Below are 25,792 nucleotides of genomic sequence, written 5' to 3' on the forward strand. Positions count from 1 at the left end.
CATTGCATAGAAGCGAGAACGCCATGACCCGCCCCGAACTCCCCGGCCCCCGGGCCACCACCTCCCGCCTGAGCCGCTTCGTCGCGCATTGCGCGGACCTGTTGATCCGGCGCCGCCGCCTGTTGCTGGTGCTGTGCTTGGCGATGACCGTGGCGATGGGCATGTCCGCCACGCGCTTGCGGCTCGATCCGGGATTCAACAAGATGATCCCGCTGCAGCATCCCTATATGCAGGTGTTCACCAAGTATGCCGGCACGTTCTCCGGGGCCAATACCGTGCTGATCAGCTTGCGCTGGAAGGGCGAAGGCGATATCTACAACCCGGCCTTCATGGACAAGCTGCGTCGTGCTACCGACGATGTGTTCTTCATTCCAGGCGTGCGCCGCTCACATGTGTTCTCGCTGTTTACCCCGAATGTGCGCTACACCGAGGTGACCGAGGTGGGATTCCGGGGGGATGTGGTGGTACCGGGCCGATACTCCGGTACCCCGGAGCAGCTCGACCAGGTACGCCGCAACGCGGCTCGCTCAGGCCAGATCGGCCGGCTGGTAAGCAATGACCTGAAGTCCGCGCTGATCCGCGCCGATCTGAGCGATGTGGATCCCGTTACGGGCAAGGCGCTCGACTATGGCAAGGTGGCACGCCAGTTGGAGCAAATCCGCACCGGCCTGGGCGGCACGGATGTGGAAGTGAGCATTATCGGCTTCGCCAAGCTTGTCGGCGATGTGGAAGACGGCATTGCCGGGGTCATGGTGTTCTTCGCGCTGGCCTTTGCGGTGACGGCGCTGATGCTGTTCTTCTACACGCGTTCGCTGAGCATTACCGTGCTGGCGCTGGTGGTGGCGCTGCTGCCGGTGGGCTGGCTGCTCGGCTTGCTGCCGCTGCTGGGCTACGGCATCGACCCAATGTCCATTCTGGTGCCGTTCCTGATCTTTTCCATCGGCGTCTCGCATGCGGTGCAGATGACCAATGCCTGGAAACAGGAAGTTGTGTTGGGCAATGACCCGGTCGAGAGCGCGCGCGCGGCCTTTTGCAAGCTGTTCATCCCCGGCACGGTGGCCTTGCTGACCAATGCACTGGGTTTCATGGTCATCATGCGCATCGAGATCGAGATCGTGCGTGAGCTGGGCATTACCGCATGCCTCGGCGTATTGCTGATGATCGTCACCAACAAGGTGTTCCTGCCGCTGCTGCTGTCATACACGCGCCTGGAGCCGCGCGTGGTGGCGGCCGCCAGGGCGCGTGCCGGGCGGCATGGCACTTTCTGGAACCGGTTCGGCCGCTTTGCCCGCCCGGGGCCGGCACTGGTGGTGTTCGGCGTGTCGCTGGCGCTGTTGGCGTTCGGTGCGGTGCAGTCACGGGGACTAAGGGTCGGCGATATCGGCAACGGTGCCCCGGAACTGCGCGCCGACTCGCGCTATAACCGCGATAACGCGCAGATCGTCGGCCAGTACAACATCGGCGTGGACGTGCTCACGGTGGTGGTGGAACCCAAAGGCTTTGACGACGCCTGCCTGCACTATCCGGTGATGAGCGCGGTGGAGCGCTTCGAGATGAACCTGCGCGGTGTGGCGGATGTGCAATCGGTGGTGAGCGTGCCGTCGCTTGCCAAGGTGATGATCGGCGCCTTCAACGAAGGCAATCCGCGCTGGGAGGCGCTGCCGCGCAATAGCGATGGCCTGACCCAGGGCGCCAAAGCCTTCGATCCGGAGAATGGCATGAACACCGCGAACTGCCAGGCCATCCAGGTGCTGATCTACACAGCCAATCACGAAGGCGCCACCATTGCCCATATCGTCAAGGAGATTCAGCACCTTATTGCCGCGGACAAGACGCCGAACGTGGCGTTCCGCCTCGCCGGCGGCAATATCGGCGTGATGGCAGCCACCAACGAAGCGGTGGACGAAGCCGAGGTAACCATGCTGCTGGCGATCTTTGGCGCCATCACGCTGCTGTGCCTGCTGACCTTCCGTTCCTGGCGGGCCGTGCTGTGCATCATCGTGCCGCTGACGCTGGTGTCCGTCCTTTGCAGCGCGCTGATGTCGCGGCTGGGGATCGGCCTGAAGGTCTCGACGCTGCCGGTGATCACGTTGGGCGTAGGGGTTGGCGTGGACTACGGCATCTATCTCTATGAGCGCATGCAGCACCAGCTGCGCCATGAGGGGCAGAGCCTGCCGCAGGCGTTCGCCGAGGCCATGCGCCAGCGTGGCAACGCCGCCTTGTTCACCGCCATGACGATGTGCATCGGGGTGGGTACGTGGGCCTTCGCGGCGCTCAAGTTCCAGGCGGACATGGGCATCCTGCTGGCCTTCATGTTTATGGTCAACCTGTTCGGCGCCGTCTTCCTGTTGCCGGCGCTGGCGAGCTGGCTGAGCGTGGAAGAGGAGGAACGCCGGCTGGCCGGCAACAAAGCCCGCGGCGCGGACGCCCGCGTGGGCAACATGGTCGGTGGCGAAGGGCGACCGCTCAAGTCGGACGTGGCCTGAACCGCCGCGTCGGCCAGATCCATCATCCCCCAGGGACTTTGCAAAAAATCGAACGCGCCGGACGCATTACAATGCATAGCGCATTCCTCGCGATTCGACATAGCGTCCCGCGGATGGCCGGGCCGGGCCGTGGGACAGTCATCAAACGATAGTAGCCGGCTGCCCTGCCGCATGAGGCAGGGCGTGGCATGCCAGGCGCGACATAGAATCGCGCAGGAAGGAGAATAAGATGTCGCAGCAGCCCCCCACTGATGGATCGCCGTTCTCAACGCTCCGGATCGGCCCCCTTGCGTTGCGCAACCGCCTGATCAAGGCAGGTGCGAACGAGGGCATGACACCGCAAGGATTGCCGACACAGGCGCTGGTCAAGCATCACCGGGATATCGCTGCCGGTGGTATCGGCATGACGGTGGTCGCGTATGCCGCCGTCGCGCAGGAGGGGCTGACCTTCTCGCATCAGCTCGTCCTGACCCGCGAGGCCATACCGCATCTGCGGGTGCTGACCGACGCAGTGCATCAAGAGGGCGCTGCGGCTTGCCTGCAGATTACGCATGCCGGCTCGTTTACGATGATGCGGCATGGCGGGAGCCGTGCGCCGCTGACCGCATCGGCTGGCCCGAATGCCTTCGGCATGATGTATGGCGTGTATTTCCAGCGCGCCATGCGCGAGAGCGATATGTTCCGGGTTGCCACGCAGTTCGCCGATGCTGCGCGCCTTGCGCGGGAGGCGGGTTTCGACGCTGTCGAGATCCACATGGGGCACGGCTATTTGCTCAATCAGTTCCTGTCTCCGCTCAGCAACCGGCGGCGCGACCGTTTTGGCGGTGACGTGGAAAACCGCACGCGCTTCCCGGCGATGGTGCTGCGCCACGTCAAGGACGCCGTCGGGGCGGAACTGGCGGTGTGCTGCAAATTGAGTGTGGTTGACGGTGTGCCCGGCGGCAACGTGGCGGCGGATTCCGCCATCACGGCGCGCATCCTGGAAAGGGAGGGGGCTGACCTGCTGACGCTGAGTGGCGGACGTAATGTCGAAAGCCCGTGGGTCCTGTTTGGCAGTGCGATGCCGACGGCGCAGATGAAAGCCACGGCGCCGCACGCGCTGGCCAGGTTCGGCATCTCGATTCTGGAGAAGCGTACCCCGCGCGAGCTGAAGTTCCGTGAACTGTATTTCCTCGAGGCCTCCCGGGTGATCCGCCAGGCGGTGCGGATGCCGCTGGCCTATATCGGCGGCGTGAAGTCGCTGGACAATGTGCGGCAACTGTTGGGCGAGGGCTTCGACTGCGTTGCCCTGGCGCGGGCGCTGATCCATGATCCGGCCCTGGCCGATCACTGGCGAACCGGCGCAGTGACACGTTCGGCATGCGACAGCTGTAATGCTTGCGTTGCAAAGATCTATGATCCGGCCGGGGTTTCCTGCATTTACGGGCCACCGGCCGATCCCAGGCTGACCACGATACTGGCGGCCGGGTAGTCTGATTGAGATTTGCGTGACTTCCGACCACCGATGCCGGGCCGATTTCGCCCGGCTTCCTGACGCCACGCCCGGACCGACGCGCTGTCAGCCGGTAGTTGATTTCCTGGCAAGCCAGTCCTGTTGGGTCACGATCGTGCGGAAGCCAAGATGCGACATGGCGCTAAACGGGTCTGATCCTCTCCTTGCGCTGACCCGGTAGCTGGTGCAATACGTCTCGCTGCACAAAAAGGAGCCACCCCGTATGACGCGCTTGGGGGCGTCGACGGGAGCCCCTGCATCGTCAGGGTCATAGGAGTCGACGGGGCCTTGGGGATCGGACACCTGTCCTTGACGGGCCTCGATGGCGAACGCGTCGGAGCGATACCAGTCAGCCGTCCATTGCCAGACATTGCCGGCCATATCGTAGATGCCATAGCCGTTCGGCGCGAAGTTGCCAACCGGCAATGTGCCAACCTGGATCTTTTCATTGCGGCTGACAACCGGAAATTGACGCGCCCGGTCATCCCACGTATTGGCCATCTTCTTGCCATTGGGAGTGAGTTCGTCTCCCCAGGCATAGTCCGCTTGCTCGAGGCCGCCGCGTGCGGCGAACTCCCACTGCACTTCGGTCGGCAGGCGCTTTCCAGCCCAACGGGCGTAGTTCAGCGCATCAACGTATGACACCTGCACCACAGGATGATTTTCCTTATCGGCCAGCGTGCTTTGGGGGCCGAGCGGATGCTGCCAATCAGCCCCAGGCACATACCTCCACCAGCGCGACCAATCGCCCAGTTCAACGGGTTCGCTCGTGCCGACAAATACCATGCTGCCGGGGACAAGCGTCCCGGGATCTGGCGCTGGCGTGCCGGCCGGCAGTTGCGGGCGTATGTCCTCCCACCTTGGTTTCCGCTCAGCTGTTGTGACGTACCGGGTGGCTTCAGTGAAGCGCCTGAAATCGGCGTTTGTCACATCGAAACGGTCCATCCAGAACCCGCTGACCTGAACGCGGTGAGCCGGTCCTTCGCTGGGCAGTGCCTGCTTGGATGAACTGCCCATCAAGAACGCCCCCCCTGGGACCCAGACCATGCCTTTGGGGCCTGTCACCCCATCGCCTATCACGGGTCCCTTGAACTGGCTTGTCTTGGAAGAATCCCTGAAGTATTTCGCGCTCAGCAGCCCTGCCGCGCCGGCAACTCCAGTTGCCAGTAATCCCGAGATAAGCGCTCGGCGTTTCATGGTATTTCCTAATTTTCGTCGCAGCGTCCCGCAATCTGTTTGCGGCGTACGATGCATTCACGGTGTTGATTCCCGGCCTGGCTCGGCGATGTCGTCCACCTTAAACGGTAGAGGATGAGCCGCCGACTATCCGATGGTGGTGATAATACAGCTGCTTGGCATCGTCTTCCCGGACTACTGCGGCATCTATGTGTGCCATCTCAGGACCCCGCTTTGATCGGCCACGGCCACTGCGCGCGTCCTTCGCTGTCTAGTCTGAAGAGACGATGAAGCACGGCCCTGGGCTATGTATTGTGGAACGAGCCAAATCAAAAGGAGGAGACATGCCTGCACCAGGCTACAAAATTGAATCCCGACCGCTGGAATCGCGGTATGCGCGTGGCTGGCATTGCCTCGGGCCGGCCGCGGATTACCGGGACGGGAAGCCGCACACGCTGAACATTTTCGGCCAACGCCTTGCGGCTTTCGCCGACTCCGTCGGCACCATTCGCATCATTGACAGCTATTGCCCGCATATGGGCGCGGACCTTAGTACAGGTACCGTGCATGGCGACCAGTTGGTGTGCCCCTTCCATGGTTGGCAGTGGGGCGGTGATGGCGTCTGCAAGTCGATTCCTTACTGCAAGCGAGTGCCTCCGAAGGCGCGCATTGGCAGCTGGGATACTTGTGAGCAGAACAATCTGCTCTTCATCTGGCACGATCCCCAGGGCAAAGCACCCCCACCTGAGGTGGCGATCCCACGCATCGAGGCATGCTTCTCGGAGCAATGGTCGGCATGGTCGATCGACAAGATGGTGATTCAGACGAATTGCCGGGAATTGGTCGATAATATTTCCGATATGGCTCACTTCGACACCGTGCACGGGGCGCCGATCGACTACTTCGCCAATCTGTTCGAGGGCCACAAGGCCACGCAGGTGCTGGTCGGCCGCAGCGCCCGACTCTCCGCTGGAGATTGCCTGACTGCGCTATCCACCTACTTCGGTCCGGCGTACCACATTACGGAAATGCGTGGCCAGATGGAGGGTCAGCCGATCCATTCGATTCTGCTCAACTGCCATGTGCCCATCGACATGCACAGCTTCGAACTGCGCTATGGTGTCTTGGTAAAGAAGGTCCCCGGCCTTTCCGACGCGCAGAATGAGGCGATTGCGCAAGCCTACGTGGAACAGGCGCGCAATGCCTTCTACGAGGATGTGGCAATCTGGGATTCCAAGATCCGCACCGACAATCCGCTTTTATGCGAGGGCGATGGGCCCATCTACCAGATGCGGGACTGGTATAGCCAGTTCTATGTAGACGCCGAGGAGGTACGGCCAGCCAGTGTCGGGCGCAAGGTGATCGAGATGAATATAGCGGGAGTTGATGCGCCAAAACTGCATCATGTATTTGAAGAGTAGGCAGAAGGGGGGGCGCTACCGTCTCCGGCCCGGAGGCGGTAGCGGATTTCCGGATGCCGGGCGTTGCATCAAGGCATATGGCGAAAGCCGATGACTTACGATGACTTAAGATCAGGATGTCGCTCCTCTTCCCACTTCATGGAATGCATGGGAGAGAGGAGCGAACCAGCCCACGTCGCAGCTACTTCCCGTCTCCAACGTTTACCCGCTTCGTGGCAAAGATGCCGCCGATCAGCAGATCCCCATCCTCGAGCAATGCGGTAATGCCGCCCCAGGCGTTCCATTTGCGGCTGTCGTCCGGGAACGGCCAGCGGGCCTTGATGGCGCCGGTATCCCAGTCAAGGCCTACATATTCGTAGTTGCCGTTTTCCTTGTTGGCGAGGTAGATCATGTTGCTCTTGGCAGAAATGACGGGGACCATCACATCCGTGTTGTCGATCACCTTGTTCACCCAGGCCTTCTCGAACGACTTCGTCCGAGTGTTCCAGTTGAACTTGACTACCCCACGCGGGGCGGGCCGGGTCACGCCGGGCGTTACCGCGTTGCCCCATATATCGGGCGCGGGCTTCGGGTAGGAGTTATTCAGCAGGGCGACGCCATAGCCCAGCACCTCGGGCGACGGCTCGACCGTGGCCTTGGAGATTTCCAGCGGAATCTGATCGGCGATGCGTGCGGACTTGGTGCCCGGCTTCTGCTTGAATCCGGGCGGAATCTGGTCGCGCCAGAAAGCCACGAGGTTGGCTCCCTTTGCATCGCCGTCGGCAATCACAACCAGCTTGTCGGGGTCGTTGCCGAAGCCCATCAGCGTTGGCGTGGTGCCGGATCCGCCGGAAGTCGTCAGAGCGCCGGCAGCGATGGCCTGCGCACTGCTCATGGTGTTGTAGTCGGCCTGCCAGCCACCATCTGCTTCATCATAGGACAGCCTGGTGCCGGTCCAGACGATCTTCAGCATGCGCTTGGAGGTGACCACATAGATGCCACTGTTCTCGTCAATGCAGATGCTGTTTTCGATCGCCTCGCCCGGCAGCAGCAGCGTGCCCTTGAGATCGAGATCGCGGTCCAGCAGGAGCACTGCGCCATGCGCGGCGGCAACGACATCGCCGGCATAGGTCATGCCCATGCCGATGATGGCAGATTTGCGCATGTCTTCAGGCAATGCCTGCGAGAAGTCCCGGAATTTGACGACGCGCAGCGGCTTCTTCGGATCATTGTCGTCGGTGGACTTCAGGATCTTCAGGCCACCAAAGGCGGCATAGTGAACGCCGTCCTTGTCGATCATGTTGTAGGCACCGTTGGCCAGCATCTGACGCTTGAAGCCCAGTTCCTCCATCTTCCCCGACAGTGCCAGCAGCTTCGTGTCATCGTTCGCGCGGCGGGCGGCGTCGACTTCCTCCAGTGCTGCCCGGATCTTCTCGCGATTGCCGTTCGTGGCCAGCGTCTCCATTCCAGGGTAGGGCAGGAGCGAGACCAGGTCATAGGCTTCGCCGGTCGCGTCGATCTTGCTGATGCCCTCGACGCCGGCCGCGAAAATGATCGTCTTGTCACCGATCTTCTTCACTGTAGGATTCGAGGTGAAGACGGTTGGCACGGTTTTCACATCGCTTGCCGACAGCCTGCGGCCCTTGGTTGGGCCGGCGTGCGGGACGGAATCGGTCGCGGCCGGATTGTCGTGCGAAATGGGATAGACGCTGTCGGTCAGCCAGGGGTTGCGGCCCGGGAAGGTGCCGTTCTCCTGCCCTGCGGCTTGCGCGCACGTAAGGCTTGCTGTCGCAAGCGCAACCGCGGTCGATGCGAAGACTAATGCTCTCATGGGTCACTCCGTGGATAAGTATGGGTGTCGTTGCGAGAAGAATCTGACTACGATTTGAGGTTGTTCGGCGGAGCAATTCGATCGACGGAATGCACGATGCGCGCACGTGGGCGTGCCGGCTGGCTCGCTGCGGGGGCTGCCAGTTTGCCAATTTGCCAATTTGCCAATGGGACAACCGAAGGTGGAACCGGCGTTGAGCGAAGACGAATAGTCTCGGCTTACTTCAATAGCGCGAATGGCTGGATCCAGTTGCGGCTTGCTTCGGCCATCGACGCCAATCTGAGAGTGACGGGGACACTAGGGGGCAGCATCTTGCCGACATGACGGCACGGGCCAGACCAGGACTTGGCATGGAACGCACACTATGGGGCGCTGCGGTGATTCAGCAGAGCAACTGCGGCAACCCCAATGCTTTGCCGGCAGATGTCATCGCAAGACGCCTGCATGATCGCCGAGCCATTGGTTTCTTCGCCGGTCGAGTCTCCGTCATGTCTGATCGCGCTCTGCGGATCAAAACCAAGCCGGGCAGATGGCAGGCCCCCTGCAAAGGCAAAGATCAGGGCCACGGCAGCACCGGCCCCGGCCACAAACAGACAAACCGCCCGCAACCATGTTCTCATCGCCGTCTCCGCTTGCCGCTGCCCACCATGGGCAGATGCCGACTCCTGTTGTGCCGTCAGGGCCAGTCTCTTGGTCTAAGCATATTTGCGGAATCTGGAATCAACATCGTCTGATCGGACTACACACTACATGTAGATCATGTGTAGCTTTAAGGAGGTCCTGCAAAGCCGTTCGGCCAACCGCGGCTTCGACATGTTTCTGCGGCAGCGAGAGGAGAGTTAGCCAGATTGCATGTGCATCCCGTGGGGTAAGCGTTCCACTTTCCCACCAGTCGTCAAGTTCCGGGTAACGTCGGATTTCACGGTTTCCAGCCTGCGTCAGTCGACCCAAGGGCGTGGATTGCTTCCGTTGCTTTTCTCTGCCGCGATATGATTCGCAGCGATGTAGCCAAAGGTCATGGCCGGCCCGATAGTCGAACCTGGTCCGGGATAGGTTTTTCCCATGACCGCGGCCGAGGTATTGCCGATCGCATAGCATCCCTCAATGACGCTGCCATCGGGGCGGAGGACGCGGGCGCAGGCATCGGTGCTCAATCCGCCCTTGGTGCCGATCTCACCGGGATCGATCCGCAGCGCGTAGAAAGGTGCACGGTCGATCGGGCCCAGGCACGGGTTCGGCTTGGAGGAGCTGTCGCCATAGTAGCGATCGAAGAGATTGCCGCCCTTGCCGAACTCATGGTCGGTACCCATTGACGCATAGGCGTTCATTTGATTCACCGTCGTGGCAAGGCCGCGTGGTTCGACGCCGATTTTCTGGGCCAGTTCGGCCAGCGTCCCGGCACGATAGATGACACTGTCCAGCCAGCCATGCGGAATCCTGGAGTCAGGCTGTATGCTGCCGGGAAGCAGCACGCCGCACGGATAGCGTTTTCTATACTCTGCATCGAACACCAGCCATGCTGGCACATTCGCCTTTGTTTGCGCGTTGTCGGCATACATGGCGTGGATGATGTCCGGGTACGGCGCTGCTTCGTTGACGAATCGCCGACCGAGCCGATTGACCAGCACGCATCGCGGCAACGCACGCTCCACGAAAAGCCCGCGTTGTTTCTCCTCTCCTGGAACCCGTACCGTCGGCACGCCCCATGTGTATCCCATCAGCGAAACGCTCGCGCCGATCTTCAGGCCGGCGCGAATTCCGTCCCCGGTATTGATCGGCGGGGCGGCTGTCCATTCGGCCTGCGTGGGCTTCGGCAGATATTGGTCGCGCATTTCCTGGCTGGACTCAAAGCCGCCGCAGGCGAGCACCACCGCGCATCGCGCGCGAAGGTTGTATTCGCGTCCCTGTCGCTCCACCGCTACGCCGCTCACGCGGGCATCGTGCGCATGGAGCGTGCGCATCGGGGTGTCGAGCCACAGCGGTATGGACCGATGCGCGAGTGCCGCGCGCAGGCTCGTGACCAAGGCGTTGCCAAGCGTCAGCCGGCGGTCCCTGCGCGTTCGACGGCGCCAGCGCAAATCCGTTGCGTACCGGAACGCGAGACGTGCCAACAAGCCGAGCCAGCCGGACTCCTTCGCGACAATGGTGTGGGCTTCGATCTGCGTCAGCGAAATGCGCCCGCCCACCAGGGTGGCGGGCGACGGAGCCCGGAGTTCGTCAAAGGCATCGCCGAGACGTTGCGCATCGAATGCCGCTGGCTCCATGGTTCGGTAACCGGGCTTTCCTCCCGTGCGGTCCGGGTAGTAGTCGGGATAGCGGGGCACCGCGTGGAAATGCGTCTGCGCCTGCGTGGCGAGATACTGGACCATCTCCGGCCCGTTTTTGAGATAGGCATTGATTCTGTCCAGATCGAAATCTTCCCCTACGACATCCCGGAGATACGCCACCGCTTCCTCATAGGAGTCGTTGCCGCCGAGAGATTGGATCTGGTCATTGCAAGGGATCCAGATTCCGCCACCGGAAATAGCCGTCGTGCCCCCATAGTGCGGGCTTTTCTCGACGAGGAGCACGGTCAGGCCGAGATCGTATGCGCGCAGCGCTGCCGTCATCGCGCCTGCCCCGGAACCGACGACGACCACGTCGTACGTTGTATCCCAATTCACGGCCGGATTGCTGTTGTTCATTGGCTTGTCTCCAACGTTAAGTGTTTTCCAGGCGACCTGTACCAGTCAGTGGTGAGCCGGGCCGAAGTACGCCGGGTCAAAGGCCAACAAGCTGCCCGTTGCCGAGCGCGGCACAACCGCATCGGGTCCGGTCACTATGGCACATAAATACAAAAATGAGTCACGACAATGGCACAAAAAATAGAATTTGTGCAATACTGGGTGAAGCCGCCACGGCAATGCCGGGATCACACCCCGATCAAAAGCGCATCACGTTGCGAGAGGCAAAGTTCCGAATGAATAGACAACTTCGCTGGGGCGACGCCAGCCGAATCGACTGTCCCGAACAGGGGCGCGCCTTGATTCTGAGGTCCACGCTCGACTGCATGGCAGAGATGGGTATCGAGGGTTTCACCGTGGATGATGTGGCCAAGCGCGCCAACATTTCGCGCAGAACCCTTTACCGTTACTACGGCACCCGGAATGAACTGATCCAGGCCGCGATTGGCGTGGAAAATGGCGTATTTTTCGAGGAAATGCAGCGCAGCTTGTCGGGCTACGAGGGCGATTTCGAGGGGTATCTCGAAGAATGCGTGTGTTTCGCCGTGAAGTACCGGCAACGCCTCGCCGGGCTTCGTCAGGACTACCTGGCCAGAAGCGTTACGGCGGAGGTGTTTCCCTACATCCTCGAGAACATCAAGCCGATGTGGCACAAGGTGCTGGCTGAACGCTACCGCGATTACGCAGAGAAGTCAGGCACGGCGCCCGCGTCGCTGGACGACATCATTGCGCTGGCTAGCCGCATTGGACTTGCCTATAGCCTGGTTCCTGCAGACGAGGGTGCGATTCGCCGGCAGATGCGAATTCTCCGCGGTGTCCGGCATGGTACGACCGCGTGACGTCGCGCGGCATTGCGCCCGCACGACAGATTCCCATGTGAACGAAAGAAGCTTTCCCCCACTGCCCGCTTGTCAGTGCGCCACTGGCGCCGATCGGATGATCGATGCGGAGCGATAAATGGCACGCCTTGCGCCGCCGTGGCGCCGGCATGTCTATCAAGACGCAACCACAGGAGACATTCAATGAGCCGCACATCGTATCGCCACCTGCTGGCACCTGGCCGAATCGGCACGATGACCCTACGCAACCGCATTGTCGTCACGGCGATGGGTGCAAGCCTTGCGGAGCCAGATGGTCATTGCGGTGAGCGCATCGTGCGCTATCACGAATCGCAGGCCAAAGGGGGGGCGGGGCTGATCATCACCGGCGTCGCCGGCGTGGCTTGGCCGGCCGGCGCCAATCAGGTGAACCAGATCGCCATTTCGGACGATCGCTTCCTTCCCGGCCTGACCGCACTGACCGAAGCCGTCCACGCGCACGGCGCTAAAATCGCCGCGCAGCTGCACCATGGCGGGTTGATCGGCGTGGAGGATATGCTTGCAGGGCGGCCGGTGTGGGCGCCCTCGCTGCCTGAACCCCCCACTGGCGATTTCACCGAGGCGTTCTTGCTCGAAGAGTTGGCCGAGGCGCCGTTCGGCCGCATCACCGGCGTGACGATTCAGGTCATGACGAAGGCCGACATCGACACGTTGATCGCGCATTTTTCCGCCGCTGCGAGCCGGGCGCGGCGGGCCGGCTTTGACGGCGTCGAGGTCCATGGCGGGCACGGCTATCTCCTGTCGTCGTTCATCTCGCCCACGACCAACCGGCGTACCGATGAATATGGTGGCCCGCTGGAAAATCGCGTCCGTCTCCTGGTCGAGGTGATTCGGGCCGTGCGGACCGCGGTTGGCCCCGATTTTCCAGTGTGGTGCAAACTCGACTCGCGCGAGGAAGGCGTGCCGGACGGCATCACGATTGACGAGGCCGTGCGCACCGCACAGATCGTCGAGGAGGCGGGGGCCGATGCGATTACCGTGAGCGCTTATCATGACGCGGGAAAACCGAAGTTGCATTCGGCGTCGCATACCCCGCATGAGCCTGGGCTCAATCTTCCGTTTGCGGCGCGGATCAAGGCAGCGGTCAGCATTCCGGTCATTGCCTCGGGCCGGATCGAGCCCGCGCTGGGTGACGAAAAGATTGCCGAAGGCGCGATCGATTTCGTCTCAATGGGGAGAAAGCTGCTAGCCGACCCGCATCTGCCGCGAAAGCTTACCGAGGGGCGACCCGATGACGTACTGCCCTGCATTTACTGCTACACGTGCATTAGTGCGATCTACGTTGGCAAGCCGCTGCGCTGCGCGGTCAACCCCGAAACCGGTTTCGAGTATTTGCATCGTCAATCGCCGAAGGGTGGCAAGCGGGTCGTGGTTATCGGCGCAGGCCCCGGTGGCATGGAATCAGCGCGACGGCTGCGGGCGGACGGGCATCAAGTGACGTTGCTGGAGCAGGGCAGCCAACTGGGCGGGACGTTGCGCATTGCCGCGCTCGCCTATCAGGCCAACGAGCCACTGCTCGACTGGCTCCGGCACCAGGTTGAATCGTCACGAATCGATGTGCGCCTGCGCACTCAGGCGACACCTGAACTGTTGCGCACGCTATCCCCTGACGCCGTTGTCGTTGCAACCGGCGCGGTGCGCGGCTTGCCGCCAATACCAGGCAACGACCTGCAGCACGTCATGAGCGGAGACGACATGCGTCGCTTGATGCTTGGTGAAGGCTCACAGGAACTGGCGCGCAAGGTCGGGTGGGCGACACGCATGGCATCGAAGATTGGTGCGGCGAGCGGCCTGACCTCGAATCTCGATTTCGTTCGCCAGGCGACCCGTCAGTGGATGCCGTTGGGCAAGCGCGTCGTGATCATCGGTGGCGAACTGGTCGGCCTCGAACTGGCTGAGTTCCTGTCCGAGCGCGGGCGATCGGTGACAGTCGTTGATGCGGTGCCGCGGTTTGGCGCAGGATTGACCATAGTCCGCCGGATGCGGCTGCTTGCGGAGCTTAAAGAGCACGGCCTTGGCCTGTTTCCGGGTGCCTCGGACATCCGGATCGAACCTGACAGGGTTTGCTTCACTGACCAAGCAGGTAATGCGCAGGCAGTCGATGCGAATACTGTCATCGTCGCCAAAGGTGCGGCAGGTGACCAGAGGCTTGCCAGGCAGTTGGAGGCCGAAGGCTATCGGGTCTATGAAGTCGGCGATTGCACTGGCATCGGCTATATCGAAGGTGCTATGCGCGGTGCGGCGAGAGCGGCGAGGGAAATCTCGCAAATATGACTCCCGGCTTCAGAGAGGTGGCCCGGCTGGGTGTTGCGGGATTCCCCTTAGTCTGCTCAGACGAAGCGGCTTGCCGGGCCGGTGACTAGTATCAAGCAAGAGGCCAAAAAGCGGTCGGGAGACAGTGTTGACGCGGACTCGGTGGTTGTGGGCGACGGGACTGGCCGGCGCGGGTGTGATGGCCGGCCCTGGCAACGGGCAGCGCCGCCGCGGTGCGGCGGCGCTGATGWCGCTCAGCCAGCGGCAGTCGCCCTGACGCCGCCTGGCTTGTCTCGATTCTCTTCTTTCCGCTTTCTTCTTTCCGCTTTTCGCCTTTTTCTTTTTTCCTCTTTTTCACTCACGAAACCGAACACCATGACAACTACCATCATCACCGGCTCGGCCTCCGGCATGGGCGCGGCCGTACGCCGGCGCCTGCTAGCCGACGGCGACAGGGTCATCGGCATTGACCTGCGCGATGCCGAGATCCACGCCGACCTCTCCACCCGGCACGGCCGCGAGACCGCTATCGATGGCGCGCTGTCGCAGTCCGGCGGCAGGATCGACAGGCTGATCTGTTGCGCTGGCGTGGGCCCGCATGTCGATCCTGCGACGCTGGTCGCTTCAGTCAACTACTTCGGCGTGGTACCTCTGCTGGACGGCTTGTTCGCGGCATTGCGGCAAGGCACGGATCCGTGCGCCGTGGTGGTGTCGTCGAACTCGGCCACGCTGCAGTCCTGGGCAGGCAGCCCGCTGCGCGACGCCTACCTGGCAGGCGATGAGGACGGCGTGCACGCCCTGGTGCGCGCGGAGGAGGAGGCGGGTGGTCAGCAGGCCGCCCAAGCGGGCTATCTGGCGTATGCGAGCGCGAAGTACGCCGTCGCAGTAGCGGCACGGCAACGCGCCGCCAGCTGGGGGCGGGCCGGGGTGCGCCTGAATGTGGTGGCGCCCGGCGCGGTGGAAACGCCGCTGCTGCAGGCCGGCCTGCGGGATCCGCGCTATGGCGATGCCATCCGCGACTTCCTRCCCCCCATTGGGCGGCGCGCGCAGCCCGATGAGGTGGCCGCGCTGATCGCGTTCCTATGCCGGCCCGAGGCGGCATATCTACACGGCAATGTCGTGTTCATCGACGGTGGCGTCGACGCTGTGCAAAGGCCACTGGAGTTCTGATCCGCACGGTCGCGCCGGGCCGGCATCCAAGTTGGGGGAGGCGGCCCGGCCGGTAGTCGGAAAAGTCAGTCGAGTTAGCGGGTGGCACAGCTTATCCGCGGCGTGATGACGGCGCACTCGGCAAGCCGAAGTCACTCATCGCACCGCAGACAACAGAAATTCCACCGCCTTGTCATGGGCCTCCGGCGCGCCGGCACAATTTATCTTGTCATCCCCACCTTGCTTTTCGCTATAGCGCTGGATGGTAGCGTGCACGTAGGGACCGCAGCGCCCACATTCGCAAGGAGCATCCCAGCCGCTCAAGGTGACTTCGTCGCCGGTGATCAAGCCCCCCCAGTATGAATCCGGCAGCAGATCCACAAAGGCGAATCGGCCCGTCTGAGTCCCTTCTCGCGGCAAGGGGTGACCGTTCTCGGGGTCGAGGACAAAAGGTACCAACACCGGGGGCACATGAAAGTGCCCGTGGCTGCAGCGAGGAAGACTCACCATCAATTCGCTCATGCCGTAGAACTCGAATACCCGGTCAAAGCCTAGAAATTCGAATATTCTCTCGCGATAGTTGTCCGCCAGTGCACGCCCTTTGTTGCCCCCGCCACTCATCAGCACGCTGCCGGCGCCGAAGGCATTGCGCGTACCATTGGCCAGGGCTTCTTCGGCCCATTCATAGAGGATTGGCCATACCGCGAACAGACAAATATCCTGTTTTCCGAATCGCTGGACTGCCGTTTCCAAAAACCGCTTCATCAGTTCCGGGCGCTGCTGCTCCCGTGCGGCGAACTCCTCACGGCGGGATAGGAGGGCTGGTGATATCTCCAGCCTGCCCTGTTCGCCGCGCGATTCGGCTGCCCGCAAGCGACCTGCCAGGGAGGCAATATCAGCACTGAAATAGTCGTTCGGATAGAGAAACAGCGCATTCTCATCGCCTCCAGCCCAACGCTTGACCATCTCTTCCACGCCCCGGTACGTTGCGCCGGCGCCGAAACGATAACCCGGTTGCACCATTGGCATTCGTGCGCTCAACAAGTCTGGCCCGCTGCCGGCGCCGTGCCAGTCACGCACGCAGTGCGCGGTGAGTGTATTCGATATTGTCCACTCTCTCGCCGTGCGCGGCACGAACGAAAGCTTGCCGCTCGTACCAAACGTATGCAGTATCCGCAATTCGCTGCAGTCATCAAGCCGTTTCACCCATGCATCAATGGTATGGATGTCCTGGGTATCCAGTTCGCTGAGATCCTGTCTTGTTAATCCGTTCAGCCAACGCGTCAGCCGGTCGAACTGACCGCGCTCCAGTAGCGAAAGCGGGTAGGATTTGTAGGTTGTATGGGGAAAGAGCAGGGGCACAACATCATTCAACCGTTCGATCTTCGCTATGCCCTGTTCGTCCGCCAGCTTTCTGAGCACTGGTATCTCATTGCGCATGGCGTCAAACCTCTGCTGCACGCCACGCAGGTGAATCTGTTCGAGTTGTTCTCGCGACAGGAAATATCCTTCGTCGTAGCGAGCGTTAACATAGATCGAGGCATCGTCGAGTAACTGTTCATAGATGTGGGACATCGAACTACCCCTTGAAGATCACGATTAATGCGATGCGCCTGCAGCCAGCGCTTCCAGGGCGTCACCATCCGAAGTCTGGTCCACAATCCACTTGCACATCCGACGTACCGGCTCGATGCCGTCCTGTGGAATTGCCGCATCCTCGAAGAGTGCCGCGGCGCCGAGCGAAACGAGACGTTGTCCACCTTGATACGCGAGGCGGTCGCGCAGGCTATCCTTAAGTGATTCCGGGTAGAGGCCAATCGTCTGGGTATAGGCGTTGACGGACATCACTGCGGTATCCATGGAATCGATTGGCACGATATTGGCGACCCGGCAGGCGAGCTGGCGGGCGAAATCCACAGGTGTGTCGTTTTGCGAAACAATGATTGCGCCCTCATTGGATTTACCGCCGTACACTCGGTATTCGTCACCGGCAAGTCGCAGCCCGTCGATTTCATCCTTGAGCTCGCTGCTGAAGGATTTGTGAGGTGTACTCAATGTCGTCGGCAGTTTCTGCAAGGCATCGAAGGTCAGCATACCCAGGTGATTGGCATTCTTAAGACCGGTCTCGTCAGTGCCGCACGCAACATAGACAACCCTCGCGTTCACGCAGCCTTCCTGATTCATCACGCCGATGTCGAGTGCGAGCCTGCGCGCGACTGAGCGCGTGGTATCTGTATCCACAAAGGCTTCCGGGCCGATGATGGTGGCACTGTGCTTCGGGTCGAGGGTGATCAGATCCAAGCCTGGCTGCAAGTATTGGGTGATGTGCCGGATGCTGGCGAAACCACCCCAGGCGACGACCTTTTCCACCAGGCGTGGGTCATAGATATGTCTTTCGATAGACTCGTCGCCACCTTTCCAATACACGACGCTCAGGTGCTTTGTCAGGGGGTGGTCGGGGTCCAGTTCGAGCATGGTGCGGGCGATGGCCGTAGCGGTAAGAGGGTCGTTCGAGGGGGTCTTTATGACGGCATCTGAGCGCGTAAAGGCGTTGCGGATAACCGTGCCGACGCCTACCATCGGTACATTGCCTGCAATGACATGGACGCAGCGAGCACCGAAGGCGCGAATGCGGCTGGGTCTTCCCGTATGTACACGGGAGGGCTGCTCGACCCATTTTTCAAGATAATCAATGCCTACCAGGCGTTCCGCCGTTTCGCGCACAACGGCGGGCGAGAACATCTCGGGTATTGCCTCATAGAGGTACCGCAGAATGGAATCGGAAATGCCCGATGTTTGACAGGAAAGATTGTAGGCGGCCTGTAGGTGAGGGTTTTCCGAAAGAACCAGTTTCTTTCCCAACTGTGCCAGGAAGTCCACGATATCGTCGAACGTCAACGCATAGAGGTCTGCCATCCTCGATGGCGTGCTTAGTGTGAGTCTATCCAGGTAATTCAGTAGATTCGGCGTGGAGAATGCGACATTTCCGCCACGCCCGCCAAATTCCAGTGTGCAGTTGTCAATCAGTTCACCGCGGATGATGAATGGTATCTGTAGTGCGGATTGCATGGGCATCTCTCCCGCCGTCGAGGCATTAGGAGGAAAGGAGAATGATTACTGGTAGGGCGGGCAAGGCAATGCAGACGCTCATGCGGCCGAGACATGCGGCCCGGACACAGCCATCGACAATAGCTGGCGGGTCTCGCCTTACCCATGGCGGGCTCGGCGAGACCGGGCGGCCAGGGGATGCTCAACGCAGGCGGATATCCACTCGTTCGATGGCGCCGTTAAACGGATAGCCGACGGTGTAACGTCCGGCCGGTGAGCCGGTATCCATGCCAACGTCAAAGGTCTCATCAGCAGAGAAAAATCCTGGCGTGGTGACCGGCAGATGGCCACTGCCTACCGGCGTGCCGTTCACTTGAAGCGTGCCGGTGCCGCCCTTGGCATAACCTGTCCCCTCGTAAGCGAAGTCAAACTGCACCACGTTCCTCCCCGGCTGCAGCGGCTTGCTACCCGTAATCTCCATGCGTGCCACATCGAACACTTTCTGCACGTAGACCGGCTTGCCCTCATCGTTAAGGTAAAGGGACCAACCCGCGGTAGTGCCACCCATGGCGGCAATGACACCATGGGCGCCGCCCTTGGGAATATCCACCGTGGCCACGATGCTGTACGAGCGGTTCTTGATCGCTGGCGCTTCAGCTTCAGGGATACCCACCGCTCCCGCGAAGTAGCTGAACTCTGTGCGCTTGCCAGTCAAGTTGGGGAGAGGCGTGCGGGAGCAGGCCGTATCCTGCAACGGTAATACTTGATTCTTTGCTGCCTCTGCCAGAAACAACGCCTGCATCTCCTTGAGTTTTTCCGGCAATTTGCTCGCCAAATCGGTGGACTGACTGAAGTCCTCGTTCAGGTTGAAGAGGGCCCAGGTGTCGTCGGCGAGCCGCTTGCCCCGGCATGTGCTTACCCACGGGTCTCGGTCCTTGTGCCGGGCCGAGGCCAGCCACCCATCGTGATAGAGCGAGCGGTTGCCGAACACTTCGAAGTACTGCGTGGTGTGCTTCTCCGGCGCATCTTTGTCAGCGAAGCTATAGATCAGACTTGTGCCATCCATTGGACGTTGCTTGACGCCATTGACATCTGCCGGGGCCTTCAGTCCCGCCGCCTCAAGAATGGTTGGCGCGAGATCGTTTACATGAGAGAACTGCCTGCGCAGACCACCATGATCCTGGATGCGCGCAGGCCAGGAAACCACCATGCCGTTGCGAATTCCGCCCAGGTGCGAAGCAACCGTCTTGGCCCATGGCAGGGGAGAACTCATGGCCCAGGCCCAGCCGGCTGGATACTGCACATAGCTGTCCGGGCCGCCCAGCCTGTCGAGGCGCTTCACCAGATCGGCCGCCGGTGTCTCAGGCATGCCCTGCAAATTACCCATGTAGCTATCCGCGCCGTGGATGCCGCCTTCAAGGCTCCCACCGTTGTCGCCCATCACGTAGATGAACAGCGTGTTGTCGAATTGGCCGCTCTCCTTCAACGATTGCACCAGGCGGCCAATTTGCGCGTCGGTATGCGCGAGATACCCTGCGTAGACTTCCATTAACCGCGCGGCGACCCGCTTCTGGTCTGTGGTGAGGCTTTCCCAGGCGGGGAGTTCATCCGGCCGCGGTGTCAGCTTTGTATCCTGCGGTACGACGCCAAGGGACTTTTGCCGGGCCAGAATCTCCAGCCGCATATCGTCCCAGCCCTTGTCAAACCTGCCACGGTATTTCTCGATCCATGCCCTGGGTGCCTGGAGCGGAGCATGGGTGCCACCTGGGGCGAAATAGACGAAGAACGGCTTGTCGGGTGCGATCGAGTGTTGCGTGCGCATCCAGTTGACGGCGCGTGTCGACAGGTCTTCGTTCAGGGTGTAGTCCTTCGAGGCTGTCCTTAGGACTGGCGTGGTGCCATCGTATAGCGAAGGATTGAACTGATCGGTTTCGGCGCCGATAAACCCGTAGAATTTTTCGAAACCTTGGCCGGTCGGCCAACGGTCAAAGGGACCGACCGGTGAGGCTTCCCAATCGGGTGTCAAATGCCACTTGCCAAAGGCTGCAGTGCTATAGCCCTGTTGACGCAACAGTTCGGCAATTGTGGCGGAGTCCTTTTGCAGCACCCCCCGGTAACCCGGATAACTGCTTGGCGAGTTCAGCACTGCGCCGACACCGGCTGCGTGCGGATTGCGGCCTGTGAGTAGCGAGGCGCGTGTCGGCGAACACACTGCAGTCGTATGAAATCGGTTATAGCTCAAGCCCCCACTGGCCAGGCCATCCATCGCGGGCGTCTTGACCGGTCCGCCGAAGGTGGAGGCCGCGCCGAAGCCTACGTCGTCAAGCAAGACCACTACCACATTTGGCGCGCCGACCGGCGCGTGCAGTAGCGGCACTGCGGGCGGTGTATCGCCAGGCTGCACCTCGTGGCTGGCCGCCCAGCCGAAGCTGGTCGCGGCGCAACTCAGGGCCAGGCACAACGCCGTGGCCAAACGCTTGCGTAGTCTGTTCATGATGGTCTCTCGTGTCTCCTGTTTTTTTCGTTCTCGTCGATGCCTATTGCGCTTTCGCGTGGGCGTGTGCCAAAATTTCTGAGCACTCGATTGAATCAAATGTTCGAATGGAATTTAGCAAGTGCCGTGGACCGTCGTCAAGACAAAATTTCACCCGCTACGGTCGTCGATTGCGCGCTGCCTGGCGTCTTTGACACGTCAGTCTTCGTTGCCAGATTCATTCGATCACTCAAACCATCTTGACAGGAGACCCTCAATGAAAACGTTACTCGCGTCACCCAATACAGCCGTGATCGTCACCGGTGGAGCATCCGGGCTCGGGCTTGCCTCGGCACGCGCATTAGCCGCCGTCGGCCGCGACGTTGCGCTGTGGGACATTCAGGCAGAAAAGGCGCAAAACCGAGCATCGGAGATTGCCAAGGAATATGGCGTTGCGGCGGTTGGTGTTGGCGTCGACCTGTGCGACCCCAACGCGCTGCGGGTTGCGCTGAACGCAACCCGCGCGGCATTGCCCCGGATCGGTGGATTGCTGCACGCGGCGGGCACGGTCGATACCGGGTCGCTCGAAGGCATCACGCCGGAAAAATGGGATGCTGGCATCCATGTTCACCTCCGCGCATTTGCACTGCTGGTGCAGGCGTTGTTGCCGGATCTGCGCGCCAATCCGGGGTCTGCGGTGGTCGGCATCGCGTCAATCAATGCCACCTTGGGCAATCACATCAACCCCATCTACAGCGCGGCGAAAGGCGGCATGTTGTCACTGATCCGCTCGCTGGCGGACGGCCTTGGGCGCGATAACATCCGCATCAACGCGATTTCCCCGGGGCAGATCCTGACGCCAATGCTCCAGCCCGCTGTAGACAGTTTGCCGCCAGGAACCTTCGAGCGCCGTATTCTCCTCAGCCGACTGGGACAGCCGGAGGAGATTGGCCGCGTTGCGCGCTTCCTGTTGTCGGACGAGGCGAGCTACATCACTGCGGCGGAGATCGTGGTGGATGGCGGCAACATCTCATCGCAGCGTATGTGAGCCGGCAGTAGTGCTGAACGTATAATCGGGCGCCACATTCATTGAGTCGTGCCCTGCCGCGCTGTTCCAAAGACCGCACAGCGTGTTGGGGGTATTGGCGTCATTGGCCAATTGCCCCCGGTGGGGCGGGTGGCACTCGTACTATCTGTAATCGATGACATCTCCTACTGTAAAAGGCGAGGCCCGGGAACGCATCCTGCTGGCGGCCGAAGAGCTGATGGCCAGGTATGGCGTGGACGGCGTATCGGCCCGCAGCATCAACGCAGCGGCTGGCGTTAGCGCCGGTATTCTCCACTATCACTTCGGTGGACTGGATAAGGTGGTGGACGCGCTGCTGGAACGCCATATGATGCCGTTGATGGCACAACGCCGTGAAATGTACGCTTCACTGCAGGCGCAGCCACAGGTCACGCTCCGCGGCGTTGTGGAAATACTCGTCATTCCGCTTGCCAGGAAAATCATTGAAGAAGGTAGTGCGGGTGCGCGCTATGTTCAGTTTTTGGCGCGCCTCCATACGGACCGTAACCCGAAGATCGCCGAGATATTCGAGCAGTCGTTTGGGGGGAACGCCTCCGCCTTGGTTGCAATGCTCCAGCGCATCCTGCCCGAAATCCCTGTGGAAGTGCTCAGGTCGCGCCTGATTGTCTGTTCCCATGCGATGCTCCATAGTCTCGCCGAAATCTCTGCTCGTCCCCAATCGCCGATATCTCCAGGCAAGCCGCCGCGGGATCAGCTTTTGTGGAACCACGTGGAGATTCTGATCGAGTTTCTTTGTGGCGGGCTGGGGGCGCCAACCAGCTTGCACGGTCAATTCAGCGACTGCGAGACATCGAACGGGCGAAGTGTGCGATAGCCTTTTTGCGACGCCAGGATTGTGGTTGGTTCAGTGACCAGGTGAAAGCGTAGGCAACGCAACGGTGTCCTGCCTCACGCGTTAAGCCGACACATCGGGTTCTGCCCGACATGGCAGTCAATGGCGGCGGCGATCAAATACGGTAGGAGCGTATGCGAGTGTGCCGCCGCCAAGGGAACGCGCTTCAGGCTAGTCAGCTCAATAGCAGGCCGCGCGAGCGCGCCAAGGTCATCGCGGTGTCTTCAATCATGTCTTCCTGACCTCCGACCAGCCGTTGTCGTCCCAGCTCGACCAGGATCTCGCGCGCCGGAATGCCGTACTTGGCCTGGGCGCGCTTGGCGAACAGCAGGAAGGATGAGTACACGCCGGCGTAGCCCAGCGTGAGCGCATCGCGGTCGATGCGGATCGGCTGGTCCATGATGGGCACCACCAGGTCTTCGGCCACGTCGGCGATGCGGAACACGTCCACGCCGGTCTCGATGCCCATGCGCTCGCAGACCGCCACGAAGACTTCCATCGGCGTATTGCCGGCGCCGGCGCCCAGGCCGGCGGCTGCCGCGTCGATGCGGGTGGCGCCGCAGGCCACGGCCGCCAGCGAGTTGGCAATCCCCATGGCCAGGTTGTGGTGGCCGTGGAAGCCCAGCTCGGTTTCCGGCTTGAGCGCCTGGCGCACGGCCGTCAGCTTGGCGGTGACGTCGTGCGGCAGCATATGCCCCGCCGAATCGGTGATGTAGAGGCAGTTTGCGCCATAGGACTCCATCAGCAGCGCCTGTTCCACCAGCGTCGCTTCCGGCGCCATGTGCGCCATCATCAGGAAGCCCACGGTGTCCATGCCAAGCTTGCGCGCCATGCCGATATGCTGCTCGGAGACATCGGCCTCGGTGCAGTGGGTGGCCACGCGGATGGTGTGCACGCCCAGTTCGTGCGCCATGCGCAGGTGGTCGATGGTGCCGATGCCGGGCAGCAGCAGGGCGGAGACCTTGGCTTGCTTCAGTTCGCCCAGCACGGCTTGCAGGTATTCCTCGTCGCTATGCGCGGGAAAGCCGTAGTTGACCGAGGCGCCGCCCAGGCCGTCGCCATGGGTCACTTCGATCAGCGGCACGCCGGCGTCGTCCAGCCCGCGGGCGATCGTCTTCATCTGGTCGAGCGAGATCTGGTGACGCTTCGGGTGCATGCCGTCGCGCAGGGTCATGTCGTGCACGGTAATGCGTTGGTTCATATCGGGCTCCTTATGCGGTAGTGGCCACGGCGGGCAGCGCGCCACGCAGCATGGCGGCGCCGATGCGCTCGGCGGTGCGCGCGGCGGCGGCGGTCATGATGTCGAGATTGCCGGCGTACTTGGGCAGGTAGTCGCCCAGGCCCTCGACTTCCATGAAGATGGAGACGCGCTTGCCGTCGAAGACAGGGCCGTTCTTGAGCGTGTAGCCGGGCACGTATTGCCGCACCTCGGCAATCATGTCGTGGACCGACGCCGTGATCGCTTCCACGTCCGGCTCGTCCTCGGTCAGGCAGTGGATGGTGTCGCGCATGATGAGCGGAGGCTCGGCCGGGTTGATGACGATGATCGCCTTGCCCTGCCGCGCGCCGCCCACCTGTTCGATGGCGCCTGCGGTGGTGCGGGTGAACTCGTCGATATTCCGGCGCGTGCCGGGCCCGACCGAGCGCGAGGAAACGGTGGCGACGATCTCGCCATAGGCCACCGCCTGCACGCGCGACACGGCGTACACCACGGGAATGGTGGCCTGCCCGCCGCAGGTGACCATATTGACGTTCATCGCATTGCTGCCGAGATGTTCGTCCAGGTTGACCGGCGGCACGCAGAAGGGCCCGATGGCCGCCGGCGTGAGGTCGATCACGCGCACGCCGCGCGCGGTGAGCTGGTCGGAGTGCTGGCGGTGCACGTAGGCCGAGGTCGCATCGAATGCGATGCGGATGTCGTCTGCGGCCAAGTGCGGCAGCAGGCCGTCGAGGCCCCGGTCGGTTGTCTTCAGGCCCAGTTCGCGGGCCCGGGCGAGGCCATCCGAATTCGGGTCGACGCCAACCATCCAGACGGGTTCCAGGACGGTGCTGCGGCGCAGCTTGTAAAGCAGATCAGTGCCAATATTGCCGGGGCCGATCAGGGCGCACTTGATTTTTGCCATGGGGCTTCTTGCCTGGTTTGGGGTTGTGGGTGAGTTCAGACGAATTCGGTGCTGCACGTGCCGATCCCGTCGATGCGCAGTCGCAGGCGGTCTCCGGCAGCGACCGGAATCAGCGCCGCAAGGGAACCGGAAAGAATGGTCTCGCCGGCAAGCAGTGGAATGCCGAGTTCGCCGAGCGTGTTGGCCAGCCAGGCCACCGCTTCGGCGGGATGACCGAGGGCGGCGCTGCCCTGGCCTGTAGCAACAACGGCGCCGTTCTTTTCAAGCGCCATGGTGCAGGCGGCAAGGTCGAGGCCGGCCGGGCTCACGCGCTCCTCGCCAAGCACGTAGACCCCACAAGAGGCGTTGTCGGCCACCGTGTCCTGAATACGGATGCGCCAGTCGGTGATGCGTGAGTCTACGATCTCGAAGCAAGCCGAGACCGCCTCGGTGGCAGCTAGCACATCTGCGCGGGTCACGCCGGGGCCGCGCAGGTCTCGTTTGAGGAAGAAGGCAATCTCGCCTTCGGCGCGTGGCTGGATCAGCGTGCTTGCGGCAATGGCCTTGCCGTCTGGGTATTCCATGCTGGCCAGCAGCATGCCGAAGTCGGGCTGGTGCACGTCCAGCATCTGCTGCACGGGCAAACTGGTGACGCCGATTTTCTTGCCGGTGACGCGGTCGCCTTGCGCCAGCCGCCGTGCAACGAAATGCTGCTGGATGTGATAGGCGTCGCGCACCGTGAGCGGGTGGCCACGTCCGCTCAGTGGGGCGACTGGTACGCGGGCGGTCAGGGCTCGATGAAGGTCATCGCCGAATGCGGCGATCAGTTCGGGATCCATGGTCAGACTCGATGTCAGGCGGG

At 61.7% G+C, this 25,792-nt stretch carries 18 protein-coding genes; 8 read left to right on the top strand and 10 right to left on the bottom strand.

The genetic code is table 11. The features are described 5' to 3' along the window. Window positions 1-23 precede the first annotated feature (23 nt). Window positions 24-2,486 (top strand): efflux RND transporter permease subunit, encoded by a 2,463-nt coding sequence (locus AB4061_RS25255; protein ID WP_441638626.1) that lies wholly within the window; start codon window positions 24-26, stop codon window positions 2,484-2,486. Between the two features lie 229 nt (window positions 2,487-2,715). After that, window positions 2,716-3,957 carry an NADH:flavin oxidoreductase gene (locus AB4061_RS25260; RefSeq protein WP_441638628.1) on the top strand — a complete coding sequence of 414 codons (1,242 nt, stop codon included), beginning with the start codon at window positions 2,716-2,718 and terminating at the stop codon, window positions 3,955-3,957. 87 nt (window positions 3,958-4,044) lie between these two features. Here AB4061_RS25260 and AB4061_RS25265 read toward each other — a convergent pair whose 3' ends face one another. Then, a complete protein-coding gene (locus AB4061_RS25265) occupies window positions 4,045-5,175 on the bottom strand; it encodes a formylglycine-generating enzyme family protein (protein WP_441638630.1) in 1,131 nt (376 codons plus the stop codon). A 323-nt stretch (window positions 5,176-5,498) separates the two neighbouring features. Between AB4061_RS25265 and AB4061_RS25270 the strand changes: the two genes are divergently transcribed. After that, on the top strand, window positions 5,499-6,575 hold the full coding sequence (locus AB4061_RS25270) for a Rieske 2Fe-2S domain-containing protein (protein WP_441638632.1): 1,077 nt from the start codon (window positions 5,499-5,501) through the stop codon (window positions 6,573-6,575). Window positions 6,576-6,756: 181 nt separating this feature from the next. Here the strand turns inward: AB4061_RS25270 and AB4061_RS25275 are convergent, their stop codons facing one another. The 3 genes from AB4061_RS25275 to AB4061_RS25285 all read right to left on the bottom strand — a co-directional run bounded on the left by AB4061_RS25275 (window position 6,757) and on the right by AB4061_RS25285 (window position 11,069). Then, entirely contained in the window at window positions 6,757-8,385 is a 1,629-nt protein-coding gene (locus tag AB4061_RS25275) for a hypothetical protein (protein ID WP_441638634.1), read from the bottom strand. A gap of 362 nt (window positions 8,386-8,747) precedes the next feature. Next, complete coding sequence (locus AB4061_RS25280; RefSeq protein ID WP_441638636.1) at window positions 8,748-9,005, bottom strand: hypothetical protein; 258 nt, start codon at window positions 9,003-9,005, stop codon at window positions 8,748-8,750. Between the two features lie 318 nt (window positions 9,006-9,323). After that, complete coding sequence (locus AB4061_RS25285; RefSeq protein WP_441638638.1) at window positions 9,324-11,069, bottom strand: FAD-binding protein; 1,746 nt, start codon at window positions 11,067-11,069, stop codon at window positions 9,324-9,326. A 275-nt stretch (window positions 11,070-11,344) separates the two neighbouring features. Here AB4061_RS25285 and AB4061_RS25290 point away from each other — a divergent pair, with 275 nt between their 5' ends. From AB4061_RS25290 to AB4061_RS25300, 3 genes are all read left to right on the top strand, one after another. After that, the gene (locus tag AB4061_RS25290; RefSeq protein ID WP_441638640.1) at window positions 11,345-11,947 is read left to right on the top strand and encodes a TetR/AcrR family transcriptional regulator; all 603 of its coding nucleotides are present in this window, start codon (window positions 11,345-11,347) and stop codon (window positions 11,945-11,947) included. A 183-nt stretch (window positions 11,948-12,130) separates the two neighbouring features. Next, a complete protein-coding gene (locus tag AB4061_RS25295) occupies window positions 12,131-14,260 on the top strand; it encodes an oxidoreductase (RefSeq protein WP_441638642.1) in 2,130 nt (709 codons plus the stop codon). 354 nt (window positions 14,261-14,614) lie between these two features. Beyond that, entirely contained in the window at window positions 14,615-15,409 is a 795-nt protein-coding gene (locus AB4061_RS25300) for an SDR family oxidoreductase (RefSeq protein WP_441638644.1), read from the top strand. Window positions 15,410-15,544: 135 nt separating this feature from the next. On the opposite strand, the gene AB4061_RS25305 is transcribed toward AB4061_RS25300, so the two are convergent. The 3 genes from AB4061_RS25305 to AB4061_RS25315 all read right to left on the bottom strand — a co-directional run bounded on the left by AB4061_RS25305 (window position 15,545) and on the right by AB4061_RS25315 (window position 20,930). After that, entirely contained in the window at window positions 15,545-16,963 is a 1,419-nt protein-coding gene (locus AB4061_RS25305; RefSeq protein WP_441638646.1) for a hypothetical protein, read from the bottom strand. Between the two features lie 24 nt (window positions 16,964-16,987). Next, the gene (locus AB4061_RS25310; RefSeq protein WP_441638648.1) at window positions 16,988-18,457 is read right to left on the bottom strand and encodes an acyl-CoA reductase; all 1,470 of its coding nucleotides are present in this window, start codon (window positions 18,455-18,457) and stop codon (window positions 16,988-16,990) included. Window positions 18,458-18,638: 181 nt separating this feature from the next. Continuing rightward, window positions 18,639-20,930, bottom strand: coding sequence for a sulfatase-like hydrolase/transferase (locus AB4061_RS25315; protein WP_441638650.1), 2,292 nt, complete (start codon window positions 20,928-20,930; stop codon window positions 18,639-18,641). A gap of 256 nt (window positions 20,931-21,186) precedes the next feature. Here AB4061_RS25315 and AB4061_RS25320 point away from each other — a divergent pair, with 256 nt between their 5' ends. Further along, window positions 21,187-21,957, top strand: coding sequence for an SDR family NAD(P)-dependent oxidoreductase (locus tag AB4061_RS25320; RefSeq protein WP_441638652.1), 771 nt, complete (start codon window positions 21,187-21,189; stop codon window positions 21,955-21,957). Between the two features lie 154 nt (window positions 21,958-22,111). Next, window positions 22,112-22,810: a TetR/AcrR family transcriptional regulator gene (locus tag AB4061_RS25325; protein ID WP_441638654.1), complete on the top strand. Its 699-nt coding sequence runs from the start codon at window positions 22,112-22,114 to the stop codon at window positions 22,808-22,810. Between the two features lie 193 nt (window positions 22,811-23,003). Here AB4061_RS25325 and dmpG read toward each other — a convergent pair whose 3' ends face one another. From dmpG to dmpE, 3 genes are read right to left on the bottom strand one after another with little or no spacing between them, the layout of a single operon-like run. Then, window positions 23,004-24,029 carry a 4-hydroxy-2-oxovalerate aldolase gene (gene dmpG / locus AB4061_RS25330; RefSeq protein ID WP_441638656.1) on the bottom strand — a complete coding sequence of 342 codons (1,026 nt, stop codon included), beginning with the start codon at window positions 24,027-24,029 and terminating at the stop codon, window positions 23,004-23,006. Between the two features lie 10 nt (window positions 24,030-24,039). Then, window positions 24,040-24,951 carry an acetaldehyde dehydrogenase (acetylating) gene (locus AB4061_RS25335; protein ID WP_441638658.1) on the bottom strand — a complete coding sequence of 304 codons (912 nt, stop codon included), beginning with the start codon at window positions 24,949-24,951 and terminating at the stop codon, window positions 24,040-24,042. Between the two features lie 35 nt (window positions 24,952-24,986). After that, window positions 24,987-25,769 (bottom strand): 2-oxopent-4-enoate hydratase, encoded by a 783-nt coding sequence (gene dmpE, locus AB4061_RS25340; protein ID WP_441638660.1) that lies wholly within the window; start codon window positions 25,767-25,769, stop codon window positions 24,987-24,989. Window positions 25,770-25,792 lie beyond the last annotated feature (23 nt).

The organism is Cupriavidus sp. YAF13 (assembly GCF_052113425.1).
Lineage (GTDB): Bacteria > Pseudomonadota > Gammaproteobacteria > Burkholderiales > Burkholderiaceae > Cupriavidus.

Excerpts from the sequence above, each read along its gene's own strand:
- AB4061_RS25320 (WP_441638652.1), top strand. The coding sequence starts at position 21,187 with ATGAAAACGTTACTCGCGTCACCCAATACAGCCGTGATCGTCACCGGT.
- AB4061_RS25325 (WP_441638654.1), top strand. The coding sequence starts at position 22,112 with ATGACATCTCCTACTGTAAAAGGCGAGGCCCGGGAACGCATCCTGCTG.
- AB4061_RS25270 (WP_441638632.1), top strand. The coding sequence starts at position 5,499 with ATGCCTGCACCAGGCTACAAAATTGAATCCCGACCGCTGGAATCGCGG.
- dmpG (WP_441638656.1), bottom strand. The coding sequence starts at position 24,029 with ATGAACCAACGCATTACCGTGCACGACATGACCCTGCGCGACGGCATG.
- AB4061_RS25335 (WP_441638658.1), bottom strand. The coding sequence starts at position 24,951 with ATGGCAAAAATCAAGTGCGCCCTGATCGGCCCCGGCAATATTGGCACT.
- AB4061_RS25260 (WP_441638628.1), top strand. The coding sequence starts at position 2,716 with ATGTCGCAGCAGCCCCCCACTGATGGATCGCCGTTCTCAACGCTCCGG.
- AB4061_RS25295 (WP_441638642.1), top strand. The coding sequence starts at position 12,131 with ATGAGCCGCACATCGTATCGCCACCTGCTGGCACCTGGCCGAATCGGC.
- AB4061_RS25290 (WP_441638640.1), top strand. The coding sequence starts at position 11,345 with ATGAATAGACAACTTCGCTGGGGCGACGCCAGCCGAATCGACTGTCCC.
- AB4061_RS25275 (WP_441638634.1), bottom strand. The coding sequence starts at position 8,385 with ATGAGAGCATTAGTCTTCGCATCGACCGCGGTTGCGCTTGCGACAGCA.
- AB4061_RS25305 (WP_441638646.1), bottom strand. The coding sequence starts at position 16,963 with ATGTCCCACATCTATGAACAGTTACTCGACGATGCCTCGATCTATGTT.
- AB4061_RS25315 (WP_441638650.1), bottom strand. The coding sequence starts at position 20,930 with ATGAACAGACTACGCAAGCGTTTGGCCACGGCGTTGTGCCTGGCCCTG.
- dmpE (WP_441638660.1), bottom strand. The coding sequence starts at position 25,769 with ATGGATCCCGAACTGATCGCCGCATTCGGCGATGACCTTCATCGAGCC.
- AB4061_RS25265 (WP_441638630.1), bottom strand. The coding sequence starts at position 5,175 with ATGAAACGCCGAGCGCTTATCTCGGGATTACTGGCAACTGGAGTTGCC.
- AB4061_RS25285 (WP_441638638.1), bottom strand. The coding sequence starts at position 11,069 with ATGAACAACAGCAATCCGGCCGTGAATTGGGATACAACGTACGACGTG.
- AB4061_RS25310 (WP_441638648.1), bottom strand. The coding sequence starts at position 18,457 with ATGCAATCCGCACTACAGATACCATTCATCATCCGCGGTGAACTGATT.
- AB4061_RS25255 (WP_441638626.1), top strand. The coding sequence starts at position 24 with ATGACCCGCCCCGAACTCCCCGGCCCCCGGGCCACCACCTCCCGCCTG.
- AB4061_RS25280 (WP_441638636.1), bottom strand. The coding sequence starts at position 9,005 with ATGAGAACATGGTTGCGGGCGGTTTGTCTGTTTGTGGCCGGGGCCGGT.